This window comes from Chryseobacterium sp. FR054 (genome assembly GCF_056844565.1).
Map to the genome: position 1 here is coordinate 1,425,169 of NZ_JBXDSA010000001.1, position 20,187 is coordinate 1,445,355.

A 20,187-nucleotide genomic window follows, 5' to 3' on the forward strand; every position below is an offset into this window, starting at 1 on the left:
CCTTTTACCTATAATTTTGTAAAAAGGCGGGGAGTAACATCCAAATGGTATAGGAACTCCCTTTGCCTTGATTCTTTCACTGATAAAAATCACCGATATTCAAATATAGGATTTTTCACCAGATATATTATGGTTTCAGCTCTGTGAGCCTATCCTTTTCTATATTTCTTTTTTTTCTTCCAGGGTGCATTTTTACCGACATCCCCGGCCATGATACATCCGTACGGCATTACCTCATCCAGAACTTCACACAATCCGTATTCTTCGATCTGCGCTCTTACGTTTTTAGCACTTTTATAAGCACTCGGCAGTTCGGAAATATCAATTTCATTGGAGAAGAAACGGATATCAAGCCCTTTGGTTTCTTCCTCAAAGATTTCTTCTGTTGTCTTATGGGCAAGAGACCTTTTATGCTGGCTTCTGCTGAAATTTCTTCCGGCTCCGTGCGGGGCAAATCCAAGATTTCTCTCATTGGTTTTTCCCTGAACAATCAGTACAGGTTCTGCCATATTCAGCGGAATCAGTCTTGGTCCTGTAATATCCGGCATGAATTTATCATCCAGCGGAGTGGCTCCTTTGGCATGATAAAACAGGTCGCCGTCTCTGAAAACGAAATTATGCTCGTTCCAGTATCTGTTTTCTTTCTCTGTTTCCAGTTTGTTCAAAACCGCGTCATGAATGGAGGTATGATTTTCTTTCGTCCATTTTCTGATCAGCTGCAGGGCCTCCCAATATTCCTTACCTTCTTCGGTATCATAAGGAATCCAGGCGTTTTCTCTCAGTGTTTCAGGAGAAATCTGCAGTCTGAAACGGTTGGCTACCTTCATTCCTTTATCATATAGCGCGGCACCCGGAGCTCTTGATCCGTGATGGGTCACCAGCATTGTGTTTCCGGTATTTTTAGAAATTCCCACGAACAGGAAATGGTTTCCGTCGCCCTGTGTTCCCATATGAGAACGGGCAATGCTGATCAGTTTTTCATCATTTAAGAATTCATTTTCCCTGAAAGCATCCATCAGTTCCTGAGACATCGGCATCTGCTCTCCTCTTGCTCTTCCTCCATATCCGAAATGCGTCACGGAATGTGCGGCATCCAGCACTTCTTTAGGATCTGCTTTTCCAAAATCCGTAAGCATCACCGAACAGCAGATATCCGCACTATGGAATCCTGGATGAATTGCATTTTTGGCGACAACCACTCCTCCTACCGGAATCTGACCTTCAGGCCCCGTAGGACAGGCATCCGGCATAATAGCTCCAGCCGTTAATGTAGGAGTTTTCATCAGCACATTCATGGTTTTGATGACTTTATCCACATTATCGTTCTCACTTTCGTGTTCCGCTCTGATATTGATCACAAAATCTTTCGGAGTATCATGAAGCGGGATCAGATCAGGCTGCTTAAATTGTTCCAGATATTCCGTGATCTGGTTTTTATCCAGATTATTCTCATTAATATAAGTGATGGCTTCTTTAAACCAGTTTGCCGGTCTGTACCCTAATTCAATTAAATGATTTCCGTTAAATTCCATTGTATTTGTATTTGATGATGCAAAGTAATGACATAAGTACGCAACAATCCTGCGCAGATAAAAAAAATTTAATTATTTTTGAACAAAATAATTTCATATGGTATCAGAAACACTAAAAAATAATCCGGAGTCCCTTCAGTTCAAAGAAATTATCGCTTATATTGATGAGCATTATGATTTTACTCCTACGGCTTTTAAAAACGGAAACACGATGAATGAAACCGGACAGAACAACGGTTCCTGCAAGGTTTTCAGTTTTGCAAAACTTCAGAATCTGTCTGAAGAGCAGACGCTTCCTCTTTTCGCGGAATTTTACAGAGAAGATGTTTTAAAGAATCCTGAAGGAACAGACCACCAGAACATCAGAAACTTTATGGAATCCGGATGGGGCGGAATTGTCTTTGAAGGACAAGCCTTGAAAAAGAAGTCATAATAAGGTAAATTCTTATCCAATCTTTAAAAACGAACAACCATGTCATCCAATAAAAATGCCCTGATCCGCTATAAAACGCTGGATAAATGTTTAAAAAACAAATACCGTAAATATACCCTGGAAGATCTTATCGATGAATGTTCTGAAGCCCTGTTTGAATTTGAGGGAAAGGAATCTTACGTAAGCAGGCGTACCGTTCAGCTTGACCTTCAGAATATGCGCAGTGAGAAATTCGGATATGAAGCTCCTATCGAGGTATATGAAAGGAAATATTACCGTTACAGCGATCCGGAGTACAGTATTCATAATATTTCGGTGAACGAAAGCGACCTGAAAGCCATGAACAATGCCATACAGATTCTGAAGCAGTTCAAAGATTTTTCGATGTTCAAAGAGATGAACGGGGTGATTCAGAAACTGGAAGATTCCATTCATTCCACCAGCCAGAAATCTATTATTCATCTTGATAAAAATGAGCAGCTGAAAGGTCTGGAACATATTGACATTCTTTATGAAAGCATTGCCAATAAAAAGGTCTTAAATATCCTGTACCGCAGTTTCACGGCAAGGGAATCCAGCAGTTATACTGTACATCCGCAGCTGTTGAAGGAGTTCAACAACCGGTGGTTCCTCATCTGCATCCACAAAGGCAAAATATACAACTTTGCTTTGGACAGAATGGAAAAAATAGATCCGGAAGAAGATGTGCCTTATATTGATAAAGACCTGGACGGTGATGAATATTTCAAAGATATTGTAGGAGTGACGGTTTCTGAGGGTATGGCTCCCAAAAACGTTATTTTCTTCGTCGATTCTTCCAATTCTCCCTATATAAAGACCAAACCTCTGCACAAAAGCCAGGAGATCATCAGCGAAACAGAAGAGGGTACATTATTTAAAATATGTGTTCAGATCAACTATGAACTGGAAAGACTGCTGTTGGGTTTCGGAGATTCTCTCATTGTTCACAAACCCCGAAAGCTGAGGTTAAGAATGGAGGAAAAATTTAAAGCGGGGCATGGAAATTACAAAAATCTGGATATTCAGGATTAGAACGGATAAGCTTTGAATCCACTATTATTTTCTCAGTGGATTGATATTACTGTTAAACCTTATGGGTCCTTTTATGGATTTGTAAGGTTTTATTTTTGTTGAATCTTACAACGACGCAAGGCCTTTAAACTATTGTACTGCTTTTAAGGCAAGAGAAAATCAGAAATTTTCAGCAAACTCAGCTCTATACAAAACCGGTGTTATCTTAGAGATCCGTGGGAATCTTTTTTAACCACAACAGACACAAAAGAATTTACAATCCGGCAGTTTTAAGTTGAATGCTTTAAGTATAGAAGTTCACATAAGTTCTTGAAAAATCTGCCAAATCCGCGGAATCTGCGGGATAATAAATAAAGCTATCCTATATCTTGTAGAATTTATTCAATAGAGGAGGACTTTATTCCGCCTAAATAATAAAATCCAATCCTATGGCTTTAGCCAAAATTTCTACAACAAATACGCCATCCATCCAATTTACGAATCTGTAAAATATCCATCAAGATACCGAAAGTCCAGAAAATTTACAACAAATCATTCCAATCCCACAAAGAAACACATTACAAAAAACGATTTCAGTAAAATAAAGAATGGCTTGGAAATTGCATTATTTAAATTTTAAAATCACACTATGAAATCAAGAATATTTAAAGCCCTTATTGCTATTATAGCTCCGATTGCAATAGAATATATCGTAAAGAAAATATCGGAGAAATTAGATAAAAAAGAAGAGGAAAAACCAAAAGAACCTAAGCAGATTACTGCTTAAACTCAAAAGTAGTTAAAATTTAAAATTGTTGAAAAGAGGCTGTCATATGATGAACGGTCTCTTTTTGTGGCTAATTATATGAGTAATGAGTAATGAGCAATAAGTAATCCTAATTACCAGCTTAAATCATTACAGATTTCCCTGACCGTTTTACTCTTACAGATTCAGTACTTTCACAGAAAAATATCCGTCTTTTATCTCAATAACAGTTCGTTTTCCGTAGCCGATCTGTAATTTAAACATATTTTCTAACGGGAACTGAAGAACAGCCTGTAATATGAGCCGTATTACTCCGGCATGGGCTACCAAGAGAATTTTATCCTTATTTTCAGCAGCAGTAAGTTCATTCCAGAAATTGATAACGCGGGACTGCATTTCCAGAAGATTTTCACCTTCTGAGGCTTTTACATGAATAAAATCTTCATACCAGGGATTAATTTCCTCTTCAGGAATTTCCGTCCAGGATTTCATCTCCCAGTTTCCGAAATTCATCTCACGGAGCCTTTCATCGGTGCTATATTCCGCCTGAAGATAATCCGCCAGAAGAGTACACCGTTGCGACGGACTTGAAATAATACGGTCAAAATCCTGTTCAAGATCCAGGTTCTTAAAATCGTCAATATAATCTTTCTTCAAAGGCATTTCTGCAAATCCGTAACATAGGTTTGACGGATTATCTACTGCGGTATGACGGATCAGATGAATTTCCATACGATCATTGTTCCAAGATAAAACAAAACTTCACTCACTTGCTGCACGGCTCCCAGACAGTCACCCGTATAACCGCCGATATGCTTCTTAAAATACCAGCCCATACAGATTTTCCCGATATAAGCCAATACAAAAGCTATGATCAGACGCGGATCAGGAATCAGGGCAAAAGCCACCACTACACTCATAAAGCTTACCAGCAGAGACTTCCCATCCAAAGGCTTATTAGCTAAAGGCTTTGATTTGCTCACATCAATATCCGTCACATAATGATGAGTATAAATCATCGTTCCTGAAATGAAACGGCTCACCGTATGAGCCAGGACGATAATGCTGAAGGCAGGAACCAGATCCATGTTTCCCAATGCTTTGACACTGAAAAACTTTAAAGCAAACAAAAGGATAATTCCTACGGCTCCGTAAGCTCCCACCCTGCTGTCTTTCATAATGGTAAGGATTTTTTCTTTTCCGTAACCGCCTCCGAAACTGTCGCAGACATCCGTAAAACCGTCTTCATGAAAAGCCCCGGTAAGCAGAACGCTGGAAATCATCATCAGAACAATGGCAATATCCAGGTTAAAAATATGATAGGAAAGATAGAGAACAGCAGCATTGATCAAGCCTACCAGCAGCCCTACCCAGGCAAAATATTTCTGCGACCGGTTCATAATTTCCCCGGAATACGGAATCTTGAACGGAACCGGAATTCTCGTAAAGAACATCAGGGCCGTTGCAAAATAGATCAGCTCGTTTTTTACCGCTTTCATTTATGCTTTATTTGAAACATGAGCATCTTCAAAACTTGACATTTCATTCAGGAAATTCACGGCACTCTGTATCAGCGGATAAGCCAGTGCACAGCCTGTTCCTTCTCCCAGACGCAGGTTAAGATTCAGTAATGCCTTCTGTCCCAAAAGCTCAAGAAGCTTCTGATGGGCATTTTCATCGCTGACATGGCAGAAGATACAGTTCTTAAGGATCTCAGGATTCTTTTTTGAGACCGCTGCTACGGCTATACTGGCGATAAAACCATCTACCATGATCAGCATGCCCTGCTTAAAAGCTTCTTCCATAGCTCCCATCATCTGTACAATTTCCAGTCCGCCAAAAGTCTGCGCCACTTCATCAGCCGTCTGAATATGAGGATATTGCTGTAAAACTTCGGATAAAATACTGATCTTACGCTGAAGCTGCTCATCATCAAGCCCGGTTCCCCTTCCTATACAATCTGCCGCCGGCAGATCAAAAAGCCTGCTCATCATCAGTGAAGATGCAGAAGTATTCCCGATACCCATTTCTCCAAAACCGATGATATTACAACCTGTTTCAGCAATTTCCGACACCACTGATCTCCCGTTTTCCAGAGCCTGTAAATATTCTTCTTCTGTCATTGCCGGCTCTTTAAGCATATTCCGGCTGGACTTCCTCACCTTTTTGTCAATCAGTTCAAGCCCTTCCGGAAAATCGAAATTCACTCCGGCGTCCACAATCCTGATCTCTATTCCCTGCTGCCTGCAAAACACATTGATAGCCGCCCCGCCACTCAGGAAATTCATCACCATCTGATACGTCACTTCCTGCGGATAGGCACTTACACCTGCCGAAGCAATACCATGATCTGCGGCAAAAACAACCATGTGCGGCTGTAAAAGCTGAGGTGAAACCGTTTTCTGAACCATCCCTATTTTGTGGGCAAGATATTCCAGGTGTCCCAATGCTCCTAATGGCTTTGTTTTAAAATCTATTTTATGCTGAAGTTCGTTGGCTAACATGAGTATGTGTTAAATTTATGTGCAATATTAGTGAAATTGAGCATTTTTCCGGGTATATGTGATGAGGTTTTGTTTGAGAGAAAAAGAGGAAAGAGAAAAGATAATAGACGGATAGATAATAGACATCGTGATTTAAGGGATTTGATTTCTTCACCGACTGTCCATTGTCATCTATTATCTATTCATCTATCATCTATTCGTCTATCATCTATCATCCTCTGCTTCCCTTATTTTCCTGCGCAAAAAAACTGCAAACTCACCTCTTTACTTTGCCAAAAAATCGGAAAGACAGAAAAGACAGAAAAGACGGACAGATAATAGACGGATAGATGACAGACATGGTGATTTAAGGAATGAAATTCTCTTCAACGACTGTCCATTGTCATCTATTATCTATCCGTCTATCATCTATCATCTATCATCTATCATCCTCTGCTTCCCTTATTTTCCTGCGCAAAAACACTACGCACTCACCTCCTTACTTTGCCGTAAAACTGAAAACAATGACACCCAAAATACTAGAAAAAATAAAGAAAATAGAGGAAGAACGCAGCATAGAAGTCCTTCTGGCAGTAGAATCAGGAAGCAGGGCCTGGGGTTTTGCCTCTCCGGACAGCGATTATGATATCCGTTTTATCTACCGCCATGAAAAAGACTGGTATCTTTCACCGTGGGATAAGGACGAAACCATAGAATTTATGACCGAAGATGATCTGGATGGCTCCGGCTGGGACCTCAGAAAGACGTTTCATCTGCTGTTGAAGTCAAATGCGGCTTTACTGAGCTGGTTTTATTCTCCGATTGTGTATAAAGAGAACAGAAAGTTTTCAGAATTATTCAGACCTTTGGCCGGTACCTGTTTTTCTCCGATAGCGGTTTCCTATCATTATCTGAGCATGAGCAAAAAGTACCTGGAAGCCTGCAGAAGTGATGAAGTAAAACTGAAAAGCTATTTTTACTGTCTGAGAACTGCCCTTATTGGAAAGTGGATCATAGAAAAAGGAACGGTTCCTCCGGTTCTGTTCAGTGAACTGCTGGTTCTGACTGACGATTATACACGAAGAAAAATAGAAGACCTCGTTTCTTTAAAAGCGACAAAAGGAGAGTCCTATTACCATCCCAACGATTGGGAACTCTTCGGATTCCTGGAAAAAACAGTCCTTGAAAATGAAGAAAGATCCAGAAACCTGGCTGGAGGAAAAGCAGATAAGGGTGAAATGGAAAGGGTTTTCAGGGAAATACTAAAAATAAAGTAAAATGAAACTGTTTCAATGGTTTAAAAAAACAATGAAAAATAATAATACCGGATCTGGAATTCAGACAGAAAAAAATGACCATATACCGCCACATCCTTTTGTTGAAAGATGTAAATACCTCAAAGAAGAATATGGATTGATTGTTCCTGATGTTTATATTTCATTCTTCACCCGTCATAAGGTATCAGAAAAGAATTTCAGGTACAAATGTCTTTGGGACGGTGAGATTGAAGAAAGGGTATTTTTCACCCGGGAATTTATTCTGTATGCTGTAAAAAGATATACGGAAATTCATGGTGAGCAGGCTGATTATGCCCATCTGCAGGAAATTCTGGATGAAGCCCATTATGAGTTTATCCTTAAAGAGAACAGGTTTGCAGCAGATCATATGGATATTTCTTTCATCGACCGGTGCTATGAAGAACTGGAAAGAAACCAGGACTGCCTTATGATAGGAATCGAAACCTATGCTGATTGCGGCGGTGCTGAATATATGATCATGACCGGTGATAAAAAAGGATACAGAGCAGGAGGTTATCATGGGATGTCTGAAGATCTGGATATTAATGGCATTACCATCACCTATCAGGTTCTGAATTATTATGGAACAGTCGGCGATACCATTATAAAGGAGCACTCATCTGTCCGGAATAACCAATCCTATTAAATAAAAAAACAATGAAATTATTTCAATGGTTTAAAAATATGAGCAAGGAAACTCAAAATGTCCGGAGGAAAAAAGAATCCGAACCACCTCATCCTTTTATTGAACAATGCATAGTTTTAAAAGAGGAATTCGGATTGGTGGTTCCTCCATCTGTTATTGACTGTCTGGTACGTTTCAATCTTCCAAAAGATCATTATTATTACAGTCCGTTCTGGCATTTTGATAACGATCACCTTGAACTATTTTTCACCGGGAAATTTATTGAACATGTTGTAAATCGTTATCAGGAAATACATGGCAGAGAAACGGATTTAGCCCCACTTCAGGATTTACTGGATAAGATGAGGTATGAATTTAACCTGAAAGAAGACTGTTTTAATAACACTATTGCGGATTCCACCTTCATCAATAAGTGTTACAGAGAATTCAAAGCTTCCGGTGAAGAACTGATTATTACGGTTGATTTCGGTTTCCAAAATCTTGTTCTTACCACTGAACTGGTGGGACTGGTCGGGCAGGATTATCCGGGTTTAAATACATTATACAGAACAACGGCCGGAATCAGATATGAAGAACTTCAGGATTACCAGTCATTTGAAGAAATTATCCTGCAAGCATTGAATCAGAAAGATTAATTAGAATTAAAAAAAACTTAATACCATGAAAAATATAATCGCGCTTTCTCCCATGTACACGGAAGACAGCAACAATCTGAAAAAAGCATCCCTCAACTCTCCATATGAGTTGAACCGGTTTAATGCCCAATGGAAGGTTCCGGAAGAATTCCGTACCGATGTCATTGGCGTATACGGTGAAGATATTTATGCAGAGATCGTTGCCGGGCAGTGCGGGCTTACCCTTACCAAACCGGATGATGACTGGATGGCCCATATTTCAGAAGAATTTACCCAACGGAAAATATCTTATGGCCAGCTGAAAGATTTTACAGATCTGGAAAACGTTTTTATCAAATGTGCAGATTTCAAAAGCTTTAAAGCAGGCGTTTATGATAAAGTAAGCAATATCAAAGGTTTTGATACCGTTGATCCGGAAAGTACCGTCTTTATTTCGGAAGTCGTGGAATGGCAGCTTGAAGTGCGGTGCTTTGTATTGAACGGGGAAATAAAAACCCACTCATCCTATTGGAGGAACAATACTTTTGATACGAATCCGCTTTCTGAAACAGAAAATCAGGAAATGTTCTCGTTTTTTGAAAAGTTCATCAGACAATATGCTTCTACCCTTCCCAAAGCGGTTGTTCTGGACTTTGGAATCATCCAGGGGAAAGGCTGGGCACTCATTGAAGCGAATCCCGCCTGGTGCTCCGGCTTATATGCCTGTGATGCGGAAAAAGCCCTGGGGGTGATCGTGGAAAGCTGCATTAAACATTAGAGAAAACCATTAAGAAATGAAGTTTCAAATGAATTAGCATACTGAACAGCAGTTATTTTAATTTTTAAACAGATTTCATGTTCTTAATGGTTTCCTTTTATCCGGTCCTTTTGTATTTTAGTGGAAAATATAAATATGAAATACCTTTCCATTCTATGGATATTTATTTTCCTTTCGTCCTGTACCGGAAAGGAGGGGAATAAAAAAGAGGCCCGGAATATCAGCCCGCACCAAAAGACCGGGATTAAAAACGATTCATCGGTATCTGTCACTCCTGCAACCATAAATACTTCAAAAGACAGTCTGAATGAAGTCATGCTTGAAGATGACATTCTTTTTAACGGTAAGCTGAAAAGATTCTTTTCTCTCAATGATTTTGAAAAAGTGTTCGGAAAGCCAGACAGCATTAAACTGATGTCCGAAGAAGCACCCTGCACGTATATTTTTGAAAATCCCGACGGAAGCAAAGATATGAATGACCGCTATCTCTATAAAAACGGCTCCCGTTTTGAAAACTCCCAGAATAAAGTCGCGGTAGATGAATTCAGGTTTCTTAATGGAAATTACATCCTGTACAAAGGCATTACAATCGATGCCCAAACAACCCTTACCGATCTGAAACCCATCTTCCCGAATGCCATCAAAAATATCGGCACACTGGATGTGTATGAAGAAGGGAAATTCCAGGTGATACAGCTCAGAGAAGACCATCAGGGCATTTCAGACGGACATCTCAAAATATTTTTCAAAAACAACAGGATCTTTTTATGCACTGGTGGTTTCCATGTTAACAGCTGTCCACCCCTGCCAACAGGAGAAAATTCACTTTTCCAGCTGAAGATTACAACAAATATTTCAAAAAAATTTCAACCATTCTTCATTACGCAAAAACATTGCGCACTACCCTATTTACTTTGCATCATCAATAAGGGAGGCCGTAGCTCAGTTGGGTAGAGCAACGTAAACATACTTTATTAAATTTTAACCCTGTGAAATGGGTGTGATGATAAAGTTACTTCGCTTCGTAAGCCGTGTGTCGCCGGTTCGAGTCCGGCCGGTCTTCCTGATGATAAAAGCGGTGTGAGATTAAGGTTACTTCGATTACAAAAAAAACACCTTAATCAATGTTTAACCGCTTATTTTTTATGAATGCAAAAAACTAATGGTATGTCAAAATTTAACACAAGAAAAACAGGATTTGACTCCGGTATCATTGCCGGAAAACTGACTGACAAAGCAGGAAAATATTCTGATTACGAACTGTTGAGAAGGGTTACTCTTGCCAACATGCTTTTTGAATCGGATTATTATCAGTCTGCTGATGAGATCATGAATCAGATTGAGGATCTGTGTTACAGAGTAGACGGAGAGCAGATTATTGAACTGGCTCTGGAATGCCGTTTTGAACAGAAGCTGAGACATACTCCTCTATGGCTGCTTATTCTGGCTCATGAAATTCACGGAGTTTCCGTAAAAGATGCGGTGGCTAAAATTGCCAACCGGCCGGATATGACTATGGATCTGCTTCAGATGCTGAAGGCAAGAAACGGTTCATATAAAATGTCGAAATCCATTAAGAAAGGTCTGGCCAAAGCTTTTGATCAATATGATGAATACCAGATCGCCAAATATAAAAAAAGCAACCTGGAGTTATCTCTGGTAGACGTTGTCAATCTGGTACATCCAAAGCCAGCTGCCCAAAATGAGCATGCCCTGAAAGCGCTTACCGAAGATACTTTACAACCTGCCAATACATGGGAATCAGCCTTATCTCAGGGTGCTGATAAAAAAGAGACGTTTGAGAGAATGATCGGTGAGAAAAGTCTGGGTTCTCTGGCCATTCTGAGAAACCTGAGAAATATGACCGAAGCAGGCGTTTCCAGACAGACCATCAGAGCGGCGATCTCACAGGTGAACAGCAGCTGGCTTACTCCGCTGAATTTTCTGTCAGCCCAGAGAAATGCTCCGGATTTCACGGCTGATATTGACGAAGCTATGAAAAACTGTTTTGCCCGGGAAAAAATAAAAGGAACAACAATTCTGGCAATTGATGTTTCCGGAAGTATGGGACAGGTCACTTCTTCCCGGTCTAAATTTTCAAGAATGGATCTTGCTTTTGCTATGGCAGCCACCGGTTCTTATATTTTTGAAGATATGATCCTGGTATTCACCGCCGGAAACGATGGTGAGAGAAAAGGAAAGCATATGGTCTGGAGCAATGGTAAAGGTCTCGGGCTGTTCAACAGCTTCAGGCAGATTTACGAGGAACTGGGAGGTGGCGGTATCTTTACCTATCAGCTATGTGAATGGCTGAAGGAAAAAGGATATGCCAAAGATGCGGAAAGACTGGTGGTGATCTCCGACAGTCAGGATATTGATGCGCATTACAGACTGAACAGAAAACCGGATACCTCACCTTATAAAAACTCGTATATTATTGATATTTCAACCCATACCCACGGTATAAAAACCGGGAACTGGACCGCTGAAATCAATGGATGGAGTGATAAAGTATTTCATTATATTAAGGCTCTGGAAAATTAAGATTTTCCGGAGCTTCTTATACGAAGCTTTTTACGAAAAATTTATGCAAAAAACTAATCAACTCATGAACTATAAAATCATCTGTAACGAAGAGAAACTAAAGGAATTCATTGAATGGCTTCCCGATCTGAAACCTAACGAACAATATTATGTACAGCTTCTGGCCCGGAAAAAATACAATCCGGAAACAGGACTGAAGGCAGATAAAGCCCAGCTAAAGCGTTTTACATCAACCAAAGAAATGCTTTTTCATAAGATCAGGCAGCTTGAACTTCCTCTCGGCCTGTATGAATCCGGCGGAACTGATGTTTCACAGGATAATCTTGCCGTATACATTACCCCGAATCCCCGGGATCTTCACAAAGCTTCCCTGCTTCTGATGCGGGAAATTTCCGACAGGCTGATCCGTAATGATAACGCGATCAATCCTCATACCCTGTCTTTAAACCTCATCCAGACCTCCACATCGAGGAAAGTTTTCTTTGATCTGGACATTGATTTCAGGACAGGAGATCACCGGAAAGCCGTTAATAAGTTCAGAGCTGATATAGAAAATGTCATCAATGCGGATTGTCTTACCTTTATCAAAACTCACGGCGGTCTGCACTGTCTCATCAAAACAGAAGCTATCGGAAAGGAATACCAGAAAAGCTGGTATCAGAAGGTTTCACAGCTTACCTGTGACGAGTATGAAGTAACGATGAACGGGGATAATGTTCTTCCTGTGGCGGGATGTATCCAGGGAATTGATTTTTCGCCTTATTTTTTAGACTGAACTACGATTGGTAAGCGGCTTTAAAATAGAATTTTATAATCCCCAAAAGCCATCTTTCCCATTATATATTCATTGAAAATTCCTACATATTTATTATAGGTTAAATTTATCGTACGATAATTTTGTCGTATGATAAATTTATCGTACCTTTCTGATACCAAAACTCAATATCATGAAAGATTTTTTCCCCCTTACTCCTTCTACCGGAACTATAAAAGACGAACAGATCATCGGCAGGGAAAAAGAGATCTATAATATTCTCAGAGCTTTAAGTGTACAAAGCGTTACGCTGGAGGAAATGAGAAGAATGGGCAAGACCCTTCTTCTTAAAAAACTGGTTTATCTGTGTAACCACAATAAGGTCCCTGACGATTTCAGGAAAGAAAATTTCAAGGCCATTTACTTTTCACTTCAGGGAAAGCAAAACCTGGGAGAAGTGATAGATAAGCTGATACAGGGATTCAATGGTTTTAAAAAATGGTATAAGATAGACCTGACTAAAACCGGAGAATTCATCGCCAAACTGATAGGTGCTGTAAAAGTTGATGTATACGGAGCTGAGTTTTCGGTTAATCTGCAGGAATATCAGAGAAGCTGGAAAAGTATCTTTTTTCAGACCCTGGAAAATGTTGCAGATAATTTACAGAAAGATAACAGCAAGCTTATCCTGATATTGGATGAATTACCTATTATGCTGTGGGACTGGTATCAGAAAGGAAGACACCAGGAGGTTATTGAATTTCTGGATATTCTCAGGGAAAGAAGACAGGAACTGGAAAACAAGGGTTTAAGATTCGTCTATTGCGGCTCCATCGGTATTAAGGTGATATTACAGACCTTGAGGAGAACATTAAATTATACGGGAGAGCCTACCAATGATATGAGAGAGTTCAATGTAACTCCTTTTTCAGAAGAAGATTCCTCTTTCTTAATGGAATGCTACCTCCTGTCCGGATATACGGTGGATGCAGAAAAAAAAGCGGAAATCTTCAGGCTCATCCATGAATTGTGCGACGGGCTTCCTTTTTATATTGCCCACCTGTTCCTGATCATTCAGTCGGAGTTCGATCTTAAAGTAAATGAAGACAATATACGAAAGTCTTATCATCTGATTTTAAATGACGCTTCCTATCAAAAAGCATTTAAACAGCTCACAGAGCGTCTTGATATCTATTATAAAGAAGATTCAAAGCTGATGAGTAAAATCCTTTCACTTATTTCCAGGACAGACCATCCGGTTTCAGAATCAGAAATTATTACCCAGATAGATGCAGAAGATGAAAAAATTAAAAAAATTCTGGAAATCCTGACGGAGGATCACTATTTTATTAAAACAACAGGCAGCGATGGAAGAACTTATGGTTTCAAATATAAAATTTTCAAGGAATGGTGGAGAATAAACAAGGCATAAATACGGTACTTTCATTCGGGGCCAAAAGCGTGAATCCGGAAATACTGGAGCAGCTGCTTACCGGAAGAGCCGCAGCAGCCGATTTTTTCGAAAATAAAGTCGATGCCATCGTAAAGAATAACAATAACCAGTTCTGGCTTATCATAGGACAGCGGGGAATGGGAAAAACCCATCTGATGAGTGTTTTACATTCAAGGATACAGCATTATGTAAAGGAAGGAAAGCTTGTGACAGCGTATTTTGCTGAAGAAGAATACGGGGTAGACAATTTTTTTGATTTCCTGCTGAGAATCTTAAACTCCTTTATTAAATGGTATGAGGAAGATCAGGCTTATCTGCAAAAAGAACTGGAAATATTACAGAACACAGCAGCTTCCAGACAATTAAGCTACCTTGAAAATATCATTAAAACGTTTACAGCTCAAAAGCCTCTTCTTATTCTTGCTGAAAACTTCGGAGATATTCTGGAGCAGATGGGCAGTGAAGAACAGGGCAGGCTAAGAGCATGGCTTTATGAAAACGACAATATCAATATTATCGCTACCAGCCAGTCCATCAGTGATGATTTTGACAGAGAGGACCGTCCGTTTTACGGTTTTTTCACGTTATATTACCTTAAAAACCTATCTTTCGAGGAAGCTTATTCTTTTTTACTTTCTTTAGCTGAAATAGATAAGGATAAAGCACTCATCAAACATTTAAAAACAAAAGGAAAACCCCAGGTTCGTGCTATCTTCGATCTGGTGAAGGGCAACCACCGTTTGCTCGTTACTTTTTATCATTTTCTGAAAACAGATACCCTGGCCAAAGTATCCGAAAACTTCATTAAAACCATCAATGATCTGAAACCGTATTATGAAACGTATATCCGGTACCTTCCGCCACAGCAGCAGAAAATATTACGGTATATCGCGCTATCACGACGTCCTCAGAAAGGAATTGAAATATCCAGGAACTGCTTTATAGAACAGAAGTCATTAAGCAAGCAGCTGAGCGAGCTTTCCAGAAAAAATCTGGTTGATGCCATTCCCGATCCTGCCGACAGGCGCAATAAGTTTTATGACATCACCGAACCTTTACTCAGGATCAGTATTGAGGTGGGTGAACACAAAGAAGGAATCACCTCTTTATTTATAGATTTTCTGGCATATTACTATAATATTGAAGAGCTTGACAAAAGAAGCCAAAAGTTTAATGAAATTCTGCAGAACTGCAATGAAAAAGATCAGAAAAATATTTTATACGAAATAGAAGCGATTAAAAAAGCATTGAATATAAAACAGGAAAAGTTAGAAGCTATATTTAATGAACTCACAGAATTAATTCACAAAGAAGATTTCAAAAAAGCGGAAGAAGTTTATTTTACCAATCTCTCTGAGAATAAAGATGAATTGAATCTTCTCATTGCTATCTACTTACAGAACGAACATAAATATGAAAAGGCAATCAGCTATTTCAGAAAAGTCAACGTTAATAAAAAGTCTTTTATTGCTTCGAATTCAACAAGTACATATAACTATTATACAGGATTTACCAATTCTTTGCTCAATTTATTTTTCACCACTGATGATTACCCGCTATTACAAGAAGCCATTGAATTAACAGAAAACATGTATAAAAAACATGGAATAGTGAGTCATGAATATGTTATGGCAAAAGCAGCAATGGCAAAAATTTTAATTGAAGATCATAAAAAACCAGAAGCAGAACTTATTGTAAACCATATCATTGATTTAGAATTCAACAGCTATTCCCATAAATATAAATATGTGATTCTGGAACTTGTCTATGATTTGTGGAACGGAGAAGAAAAGAAATTCACCTCCGAATACCTGAATTATATAAAATCGCTGTCTATAAAGGAAAGAGTTGAGATTTATGCAAAATTGGCCAAAATACCTAAATTCAACCTATTTTTCCTGCTGTCTGCTACCATTGATGAGGATATTCAAACAGGTGATCTGAACGAAATTCTTACGACCTGGATCACCAATATCATGATCTATTCAAATGGTCTCCAGGCCGGCGAACTCATGTATTTAATAGCATTCACTACCAGGCATATGGAAAAAATCCCGGAACTGATCATATTAGAAGCATATGTTCTTCTTTACCGGGAAGTAATCATTAATAAAAACAATTCCGCCCTTTACGAGCTTCCCAAAGAGCAGAGAATTTTCTTTGAACAAAAAATCCTTAAACATCATCATGACCATTCAGGACCTGAAAAATAAAAACCTCATCCTCCTTGAAGCCATTTCCGGAAGCCGCGCTTTTGGGTTGGCCACCGAAAACTCGGATACAGACATCCGGGGTGTTTATTATTTACCGAAGAAAGATTTTTTCGGACTGAATTATATTCCGCAGATTTCCAATGAAACCAATGATATTACCTATTATGAGATCGGAAGGTTTGTAGAGCTGCTTCAAAAAAACAATCCCAATATTCTGGAAATTCTGGCAACGCCTGAAGATTGTATCCTGCATAAAGATCCTTTGATGAACCTGCTTCAGTCTGAAGACTTCCTCTCTAAATTATGCAGAGACACCTTTGCAGGTTACGCTATTTCACAGATCAAAAAGGCGAAAGGTCTCAATAAAAAGATCCTCAATCCTGTTGAAAAAGAAAGAAAATCTATCCTTGATTTCTGCTTCATTCTTGAAGGAGAAGGCTCTGTTCCCCTGAAAAAATGGCTTTTGGAAAACCATCTGCTTCAGGAAAACTGCGGACTGACCAACATCGGAAATATCAAAGGAATGCATGCCCTGTTCTATGATGAATCCGGTAATCTGGGCTATAAAGGAATTATTCAGCATGAAGAAGCCAACCAGGTTTCCCTGTCATCTGTTCCGAAAGGTGAGAATCCTGAAGCTTACCTCTTCTGCAACCTGGACTCCTACTCCACCTACTGCAAAGATTACAGGGAATACTGGAAATGGGTTTCCGAGCGTAATGAAGACCGCTATAACGTCAATCAGCAGCACGGACAGAATTATGACAGTAAAAACATGATGCACACCATCCGCCTGCTTCAGTCCTGTGAGCATATCTTCAAAACCGGAACCGTGAAAATCAGGGTAGACAACCGTGAGGAACTGCTGGACATTAAAGCCGGAAATCAGTCCTATGAAAGCGTAATGCAGAAAACAGAACATCTGATCACCTCTATTGAACATCTTTATTCAATATCCGGTCTTCCCGACTTCCCGGATTTAGAAAAAACAACGGATATTTTAATAGAAATCAGAGAGAAGTTATATCAATAACAGATTTGAAGCTGGAGATGGAGATGGAAGAGAGAAGCTATGAAGGTCAGAATGAATGACATTTTTTTTAATTTAATTTTATGGCCCTCTTCCAGCTTCCATTCTCTTAATAATTATCCCAAACTCATGTTAAACAGCCTCAATTCGGGAGGAGAAATCAGATTTATACTAAGATTGATGATCAATTATTAATTTTTGTAAAAAAATATGATGTTATTTGAGTTTTTTAACGCTCCGTGGGAGTACTCTGTTCATAGAATTTAAGTATGATCTAAGGGAAGCTCCGTAGGAGCGACCTGATAATTATTCATTCATATGTGTTCTTATAGAGCTTTAATACAGACAAAATTTGAGTTCTTTACTTTCTCTTTGAAGATTTAGCCATTGGATTATATTCAAGGCAGAGTTTCATCCAGTATTCAAAATCCGCAGGTTTCTGAAAACCGATGGGCTCTACATAACAATACTCCTGAAGCTGTTTCCCTCTCATGATCATGGGGAGAAAACCTGCTTTTTCCGAAGCTTCCTCCTCCAGCTCCGGGTTATAGCGGCACATCAGATTATCGTGGCTGATATTGATGCACATTTTCCCGTTCACCAGAAAAGCCAATCCTCCAAACATTTTTTTCTCTTCAACCTCAATATCCTCTACTGCAGCAAGCCATTCCCTTACCCTGTCCGCAAGTTCAGGATTATAAGCCATGATCTTATTTTTTTATTAATTAAAGTTAATTAAAAACAGCCGTCAGAACAATATTTCCTCTCCGTTATTTCATCAGTAGCTTTTTATGAAAATAAAATTTTATTTAAAATAATTATTGTTTTACGATAATTAATTATACATTTGCAATATCAACTTATGTTTATTGCCATGAACCAGACTAAAATTATTTCGAAGGTCTTGTATTACATCTGCCTCATTCTTTCCGGCGGGTACCTTCTTACAGGAATATACTCAGGGCTGTGCCTGTCCACAGGTTCCGCTGTCACACCTTATAAAGATGGAAAGTTTCTTCACATTAACTATCCTTTCACGGAACAGCCTTTTTTGAATATTGAAAATAATTATGCCTACATTATTTTCTCATTTCTACTGGTGCTGATTTCCTATGGTATTTTTTTCTGGCTTTCCGCTAAAGTTTTCAGGGTATTTTTCCAGGCTAAACTGTTTACAAGAGAAAATATCCTTCAGCTTAAAAGATTTTACCTGTATAATATTTTTGTTCCGCTTCCCGTGGTGATTACCGCAAGTTTCTTCGTGGAAGTGGAAAGTATGATATGGGGACTGGTGTTTATTCACTTTATGCTTGGAATTTTCTGTCTGTTTCTTGCGAATATCTTTAAGCAAGGGCTACATTTGCAAAACGAACAAGACCTGTTTATATAATATGCCGATCATAGTCAATTTAGATGTAATGCTTGCCAAAAGGAAAATGCAGAGTAAAGAACTGGCAGAAAAATTAGGCATCACCCCCGTGAACCTATCCATTCTGAAAACAGGAAAAGCAAAAGGGGTGCGTTTTGATACCCTGGAAGCCATCTGTAAAATCCTCGAATGCCAGCCGGGAGACATCCTTGAATATAAGGAATAACTGTACCTTATAAAAATATCAGATTTTATTTAAATTTCAGTTTAATCTCTAAGAGTCCGCACTCTTTTATTTCAAATCCGTCTTATACCGAAGTAATCCTAAAAAGGGTTACCCACTCTCCTGTTATCCAAACCCAAACCTATGAATACTTTATCCATCAACCACCTCAGCCTTACCTACAAAAATGGGTTTCAGGCCGTAAAGGACATCACGCTCGGGGTACAGAACGGAATGTTCGGGCTGCTTGGCCCTAACGGTGCCGGAAAATCTTCGTTAATGAAAACCATTGTAGGACTTCAGAAACCGACTTCCGGAACTGTCATTTTCAACGGAAATGATGTCGCCAAAGACCCGGATTACATCAAGAAGAATCTCGGATTTCTTCCACAGGACTTCGGAGTATATCCTAAAGTTTCCGCGTATGATCTTCTGGAACATATCGCCGTTTTAAAAGGTATTACAGGCCGTTCAGAGCGCAAAAACCAGATTTTGAACCTGCTTGAAAAAGTCAATCTTTCAGACTTTATAAAAAAAGAGGTTCATACTTTTTCAGGAGGAATGAAGCAGCGGTTCGGGGTAGCCCAGGCCCTTTTAGGAAACCCAAAGATCATTATCGTTGATGAGCCCACAGCAGGCCTCGATCCTGAAGAACGCAACCGCTTCAATTCCCTGCTGAACGATATCAGCCGGGACGTTATTGTCATTCTTTCCACCCATCTGGTAGAAGATGTAAGAAACCTCTGCTCTGAAATGGCCATTATGAACCAGGGGCAAATTCTGAAACAGGGAAAACCTTCCGAATTAATTTCCGGGCTGGAAAACAGGGTCTGGAGCAAACCCATCAGTAAAAATGAACTGGAAAGTTACCAATCCAGCCATGAAGTGATCAGCAGACAGCTCATAGAAAGAGAACTGCACATCACCGTATTTTCCGAAGAACAGCCTGAAGAATTTCATCCTGTAACGCCTTTACTGGAGCACGTTTACTTTCATTCTCTCACCCAAAAAATTTAGCC

Annotated in this window: 21 protein-coding genes and 1 tRNA gene; 17 read left to right on the forward strand and 5 right to left on the reverse strand. The window is 39.4% G+C overall.

All coding sequences use genetic code 11. The features are described 5' to 3' along the window. Window positions 1-149: 149 nt before the first annotated feature. Window positions 150-950 carry an RtcB family protein gene (locus AC106S_RS06490; protein WP_482438421.1) on the reverse strand — a complete coding sequence of 267 codons (801 nt, stop codon included), beginning with the start codon at window positions 948-950 and terminating at the stop codon, window positions 150-152. A gap of 679 nt (window positions 951-1,629) precedes the next feature. Between AC106S_RS06490 and AC106S_RS06495 the strand changes: the two genes are divergently transcribed. The 3 genes from AC106S_RS06495 (at window position 1,630) to AC106S_RS06505 (ending at window position 3,784) form a co-directional block, all read left to right on the forward strand. Further along, window positions 1,630-1,965 (forward strand): HopJ type III effector protein, encoded by a 336-nt coding sequence (locus AC106S_RS06495; RefSeq protein WP_482438270.1) that lies wholly within the window; start codon window positions 1,630-1,632, stop codon window positions 1,963-1,965. Between the two features lie 39 nt (window positions 1,966-2,004). After that, the gene (locus tag AC106S_RS06500; protein WP_482438271.1) at window positions 2,005-3,018 is read left to right on the forward strand and encodes a helix-turn-helix transcriptional regulator; all 1,014 of its coding nucleotides are present in this window, start codon (window positions 2,005-2,007) and stop codon (window positions 3,016-3,018) included. A gap of 628 nt (window positions 3,019-3,646) precedes the next feature. Then, window positions 3,647-3,784, forward strand: coding sequence for a hypothetical protein (locus AC106S_RS06505; protein WP_185113841.1), 138 nt, complete (start codon window positions 3,647-3,649; stop codon window positions 3,782-3,784). Between the two features lie 156 nt (window positions 3,785-3,940). Here the strand turns inward: AC106S_RS06505 and cobC are convergent, their stop codons facing one another. Genes cobC through cobT form a run of 3 tightly spaced genes read right to left on the reverse strand, consistent with a single transcriptional unit; the run spans window position 3,941 to window position 6,267 of the window. Further along, window positions 3,941-4,495: an alpha-ribazole phosphatase gene (gene cobC / locus AC106S_RS06510; protein ID WP_482438272.1), complete on the reverse strand. Its 555-nt coding sequence runs from the start codon at window positions 4,493-4,495 to the stop codon at window positions 3,941-3,943. Further along, window positions 4,480-5,262: an adenosylcobinamide-GDP ribazoletransferase gene (locus AC106S_RS06515; RefSeq protein ID WP_482438273.1), complete on the reverse strand. Its 783-nt coding sequence runs from the start codon at window positions 5,260-5,262 to the stop codon at window positions 4,480-4,482. Before AC106S_RS06515 ends, cobC begins: the two co-directional genes overlap by 16 nt. Next, window positions 5,263-6,267: a nicotinate-nucleotide--dimethylbenzimidazole phosphoribosyltransferase gene (gene cobT / locus AC106S_RS06520; RefSeq protein ID WP_482438274.1), complete on the reverse strand. Its 1,005-nt coding sequence runs from the start codon at window positions 6,265-6,267 to the stop codon at window positions 5,263-5,265. Window positions 6,268-6,770: 503 nt separating this feature from the next. On the opposite strand from cobT, the gene AC106S_RS06525 reads away from it, so the two are divergent. The 11 genes from AC106S_RS06525 (at window position 6,771) to AC106S_RS06575 (ending at window position 17,579) form a co-directional block, all read left to right on the forward strand. Next, the gene (locus AC106S_RS06525; RefSeq protein ID WP_482438275.1) at window positions 6,771-7,523 is read left to right on the forward strand and encodes a nucleotidyltransferase domain-containing protein; all 753 of its coding nucleotides are present in this window, start codon (window positions 6,771-6,773) and stop codon (window positions 7,521-7,523) included. A 1-nt stretch (window position 7,524) separates the two neighbouring features. Further along, window positions 7,525-8,190, forward strand: a complete 666-nt coding sequence (locus AC106S_RS06530; RefSeq protein ID WP_482438276.1) for a hypothetical protein — start codon at window positions 7,525-7,527, stop codon at window positions 8,188-8,190. A gap of 11 nt (window positions 8,191-8,201) precedes the next feature. Beyond that, a complete protein-coding gene (locus AC106S_RS06535; RefSeq protein ID WP_482438277.1) occupies window positions 8,202-8,825 on the forward strand; it encodes a hypothetical protein in 624 nt (207 codons plus the stop codon). 25 nt (window positions 8,826-8,850) lie between these two features. Further along, on the forward strand, window positions 8,851-9,582 hold the full coding sequence (locus AC106S_RS06540) for an ATP-grasp domain-containing protein (protein WP_482438278.1): 732 nt from the start codon (window positions 8,851-8,853) through the stop codon (window positions 9,580-9,582). A gap of 135 nt (window positions 9,583-9,717) precedes the next feature. Next, window positions 9,718-10,536 carry a hypothetical protein gene (locus tag AC106S_RS06545; RefSeq protein WP_482438279.1) on the forward strand — a complete coding sequence of 273 codons (819 nt, stop codon included), beginning with the start codon at window positions 9,718-9,720 and terminating at the stop codon, window positions 10,534-10,536. Further along, window positions 10,514-10,645: transfer RNA gene (locus AC106S_RS06550), tRNA-OTHER, on the forward strand. Before AC106S_RS06545 ends, AC106S_RS06550 begins: the two co-directional genes overlap by 23 nt. A gap of 104 nt (window positions 10,646-10,749) precedes the next feature. Continuing rightward, window positions 10,750-12,126 (forward strand): TROVE domain-containing protein, encoded by a 1,377-nt coding sequence (locus AC106S_RS06555; protein WP_482438280.1) that lies wholly within the window; start codon window positions 10,750-10,752, stop codon window positions 12,124-12,126. Between the two features lie 64 nt (window positions 12,127-12,190). After that, window positions 12,191-12,901: a tunnelling fold family protein gene (locus AC106S_RS06560; protein ID WP_482438281.1), complete on the forward strand. Its 711-nt coding sequence runs from the start codon at window positions 12,191-12,193 to the stop codon at window positions 12,899-12,901. Window positions 12,902-13,073: 172 nt separating this feature from the next. After that, complete coding sequence (locus AC106S_RS06565; protein ID WP_482438282.1) at window positions 13,074-14,312, forward strand: ATP-binding protein; 1,239 nt, start codon at window positions 13,074-13,076, stop codon at window positions 14,310-14,312. Then, entirely contained in the window at window positions 14,288-16,546 is a 2,259-nt protein-coding gene (locus AC106S_RS06570) for a winged helix DNA-binding protein (RefSeq protein ID WP_482438283.1), read from the forward strand. Before AC106S_RS06565 ends, AC106S_RS06570 begins: the two co-directional genes overlap by 25 nt. Next, window positions 16,521-17,579 (forward strand): nucleotidyltransferase domain-containing protein, encoded by a 1,059-nt coding sequence (locus AC106S_RS06575; RefSeq protein WP_482438284.1) that lies wholly within the window; start codon window positions 16,521-16,523, stop codon window positions 17,577-17,579. The genes AC106S_RS06570 and AC106S_RS06575 overlap by 26 nt, the downstream gene beginning before the upstream one ends. A gap of 358 nt (window positions 17,580-17,937) precedes the next feature. Here the strand turns inward: AC106S_RS06575 and AC106S_RS06580 are convergent, their stop codons facing one another. After that, window positions 17,938-18,282 carry a TfoX/Sxy family protein gene (locus AC106S_RS06580; protein ID WP_482438285.1) on the reverse strand — a complete coding sequence of 115 codons (345 nt, stop codon included), beginning with the start codon at window positions 18,280-18,282 and terminating at the stop codon, window positions 17,938-17,940. A gap of 168 nt (window positions 18,283-18,450) precedes the next feature. Between AC106S_RS06580 and AC106S_RS06585 the strand changes: the two genes are divergently transcribed. The 3 genes from AC106S_RS06585 to AC106S_RS06595 all read left to right on the forward strand — a co-directional run bounded on the left by AC106S_RS06585 (window position 18,451) and on the right by AC106S_RS06595 (window position 20,185). Then, window positions 18,451-18,966, forward strand: a complete 516-nt coding sequence (locus tag AC106S_RS06585) for a DUF2975 domain-containing protein (RefSeq protein WP_482438286.1) — start codon at window positions 18,451-18,453, stop codon at window positions 18,964-18,966. 1 nt (window position 18,967) lies between these two features. Continuing rightward, window positions 18,968-19,171 (forward strand): helix-turn-helix domain-containing protein, encoded by a 204-nt coding sequence (locus AC106S_RS06590; RefSeq protein WP_045494476.1) that lies wholly within the window; start codon window positions 18,968-18,970, stop codon window positions 19,169-19,171. Window positions 19,172-19,312: 141 nt separating this feature from the next. Continuing rightward, on the forward strand, window positions 19,313-20,185 hold the full coding sequence (locus AC106S_RS06595; RefSeq protein ID WP_482438287.1) for an ABC transporter ATP-binding protein: 873 nt from the start codon (window positions 19,313-19,315) through the stop codon (window positions 20,183-20,185). Window positions 20,186-20,187: the final 2 nt, after the last annotated feature.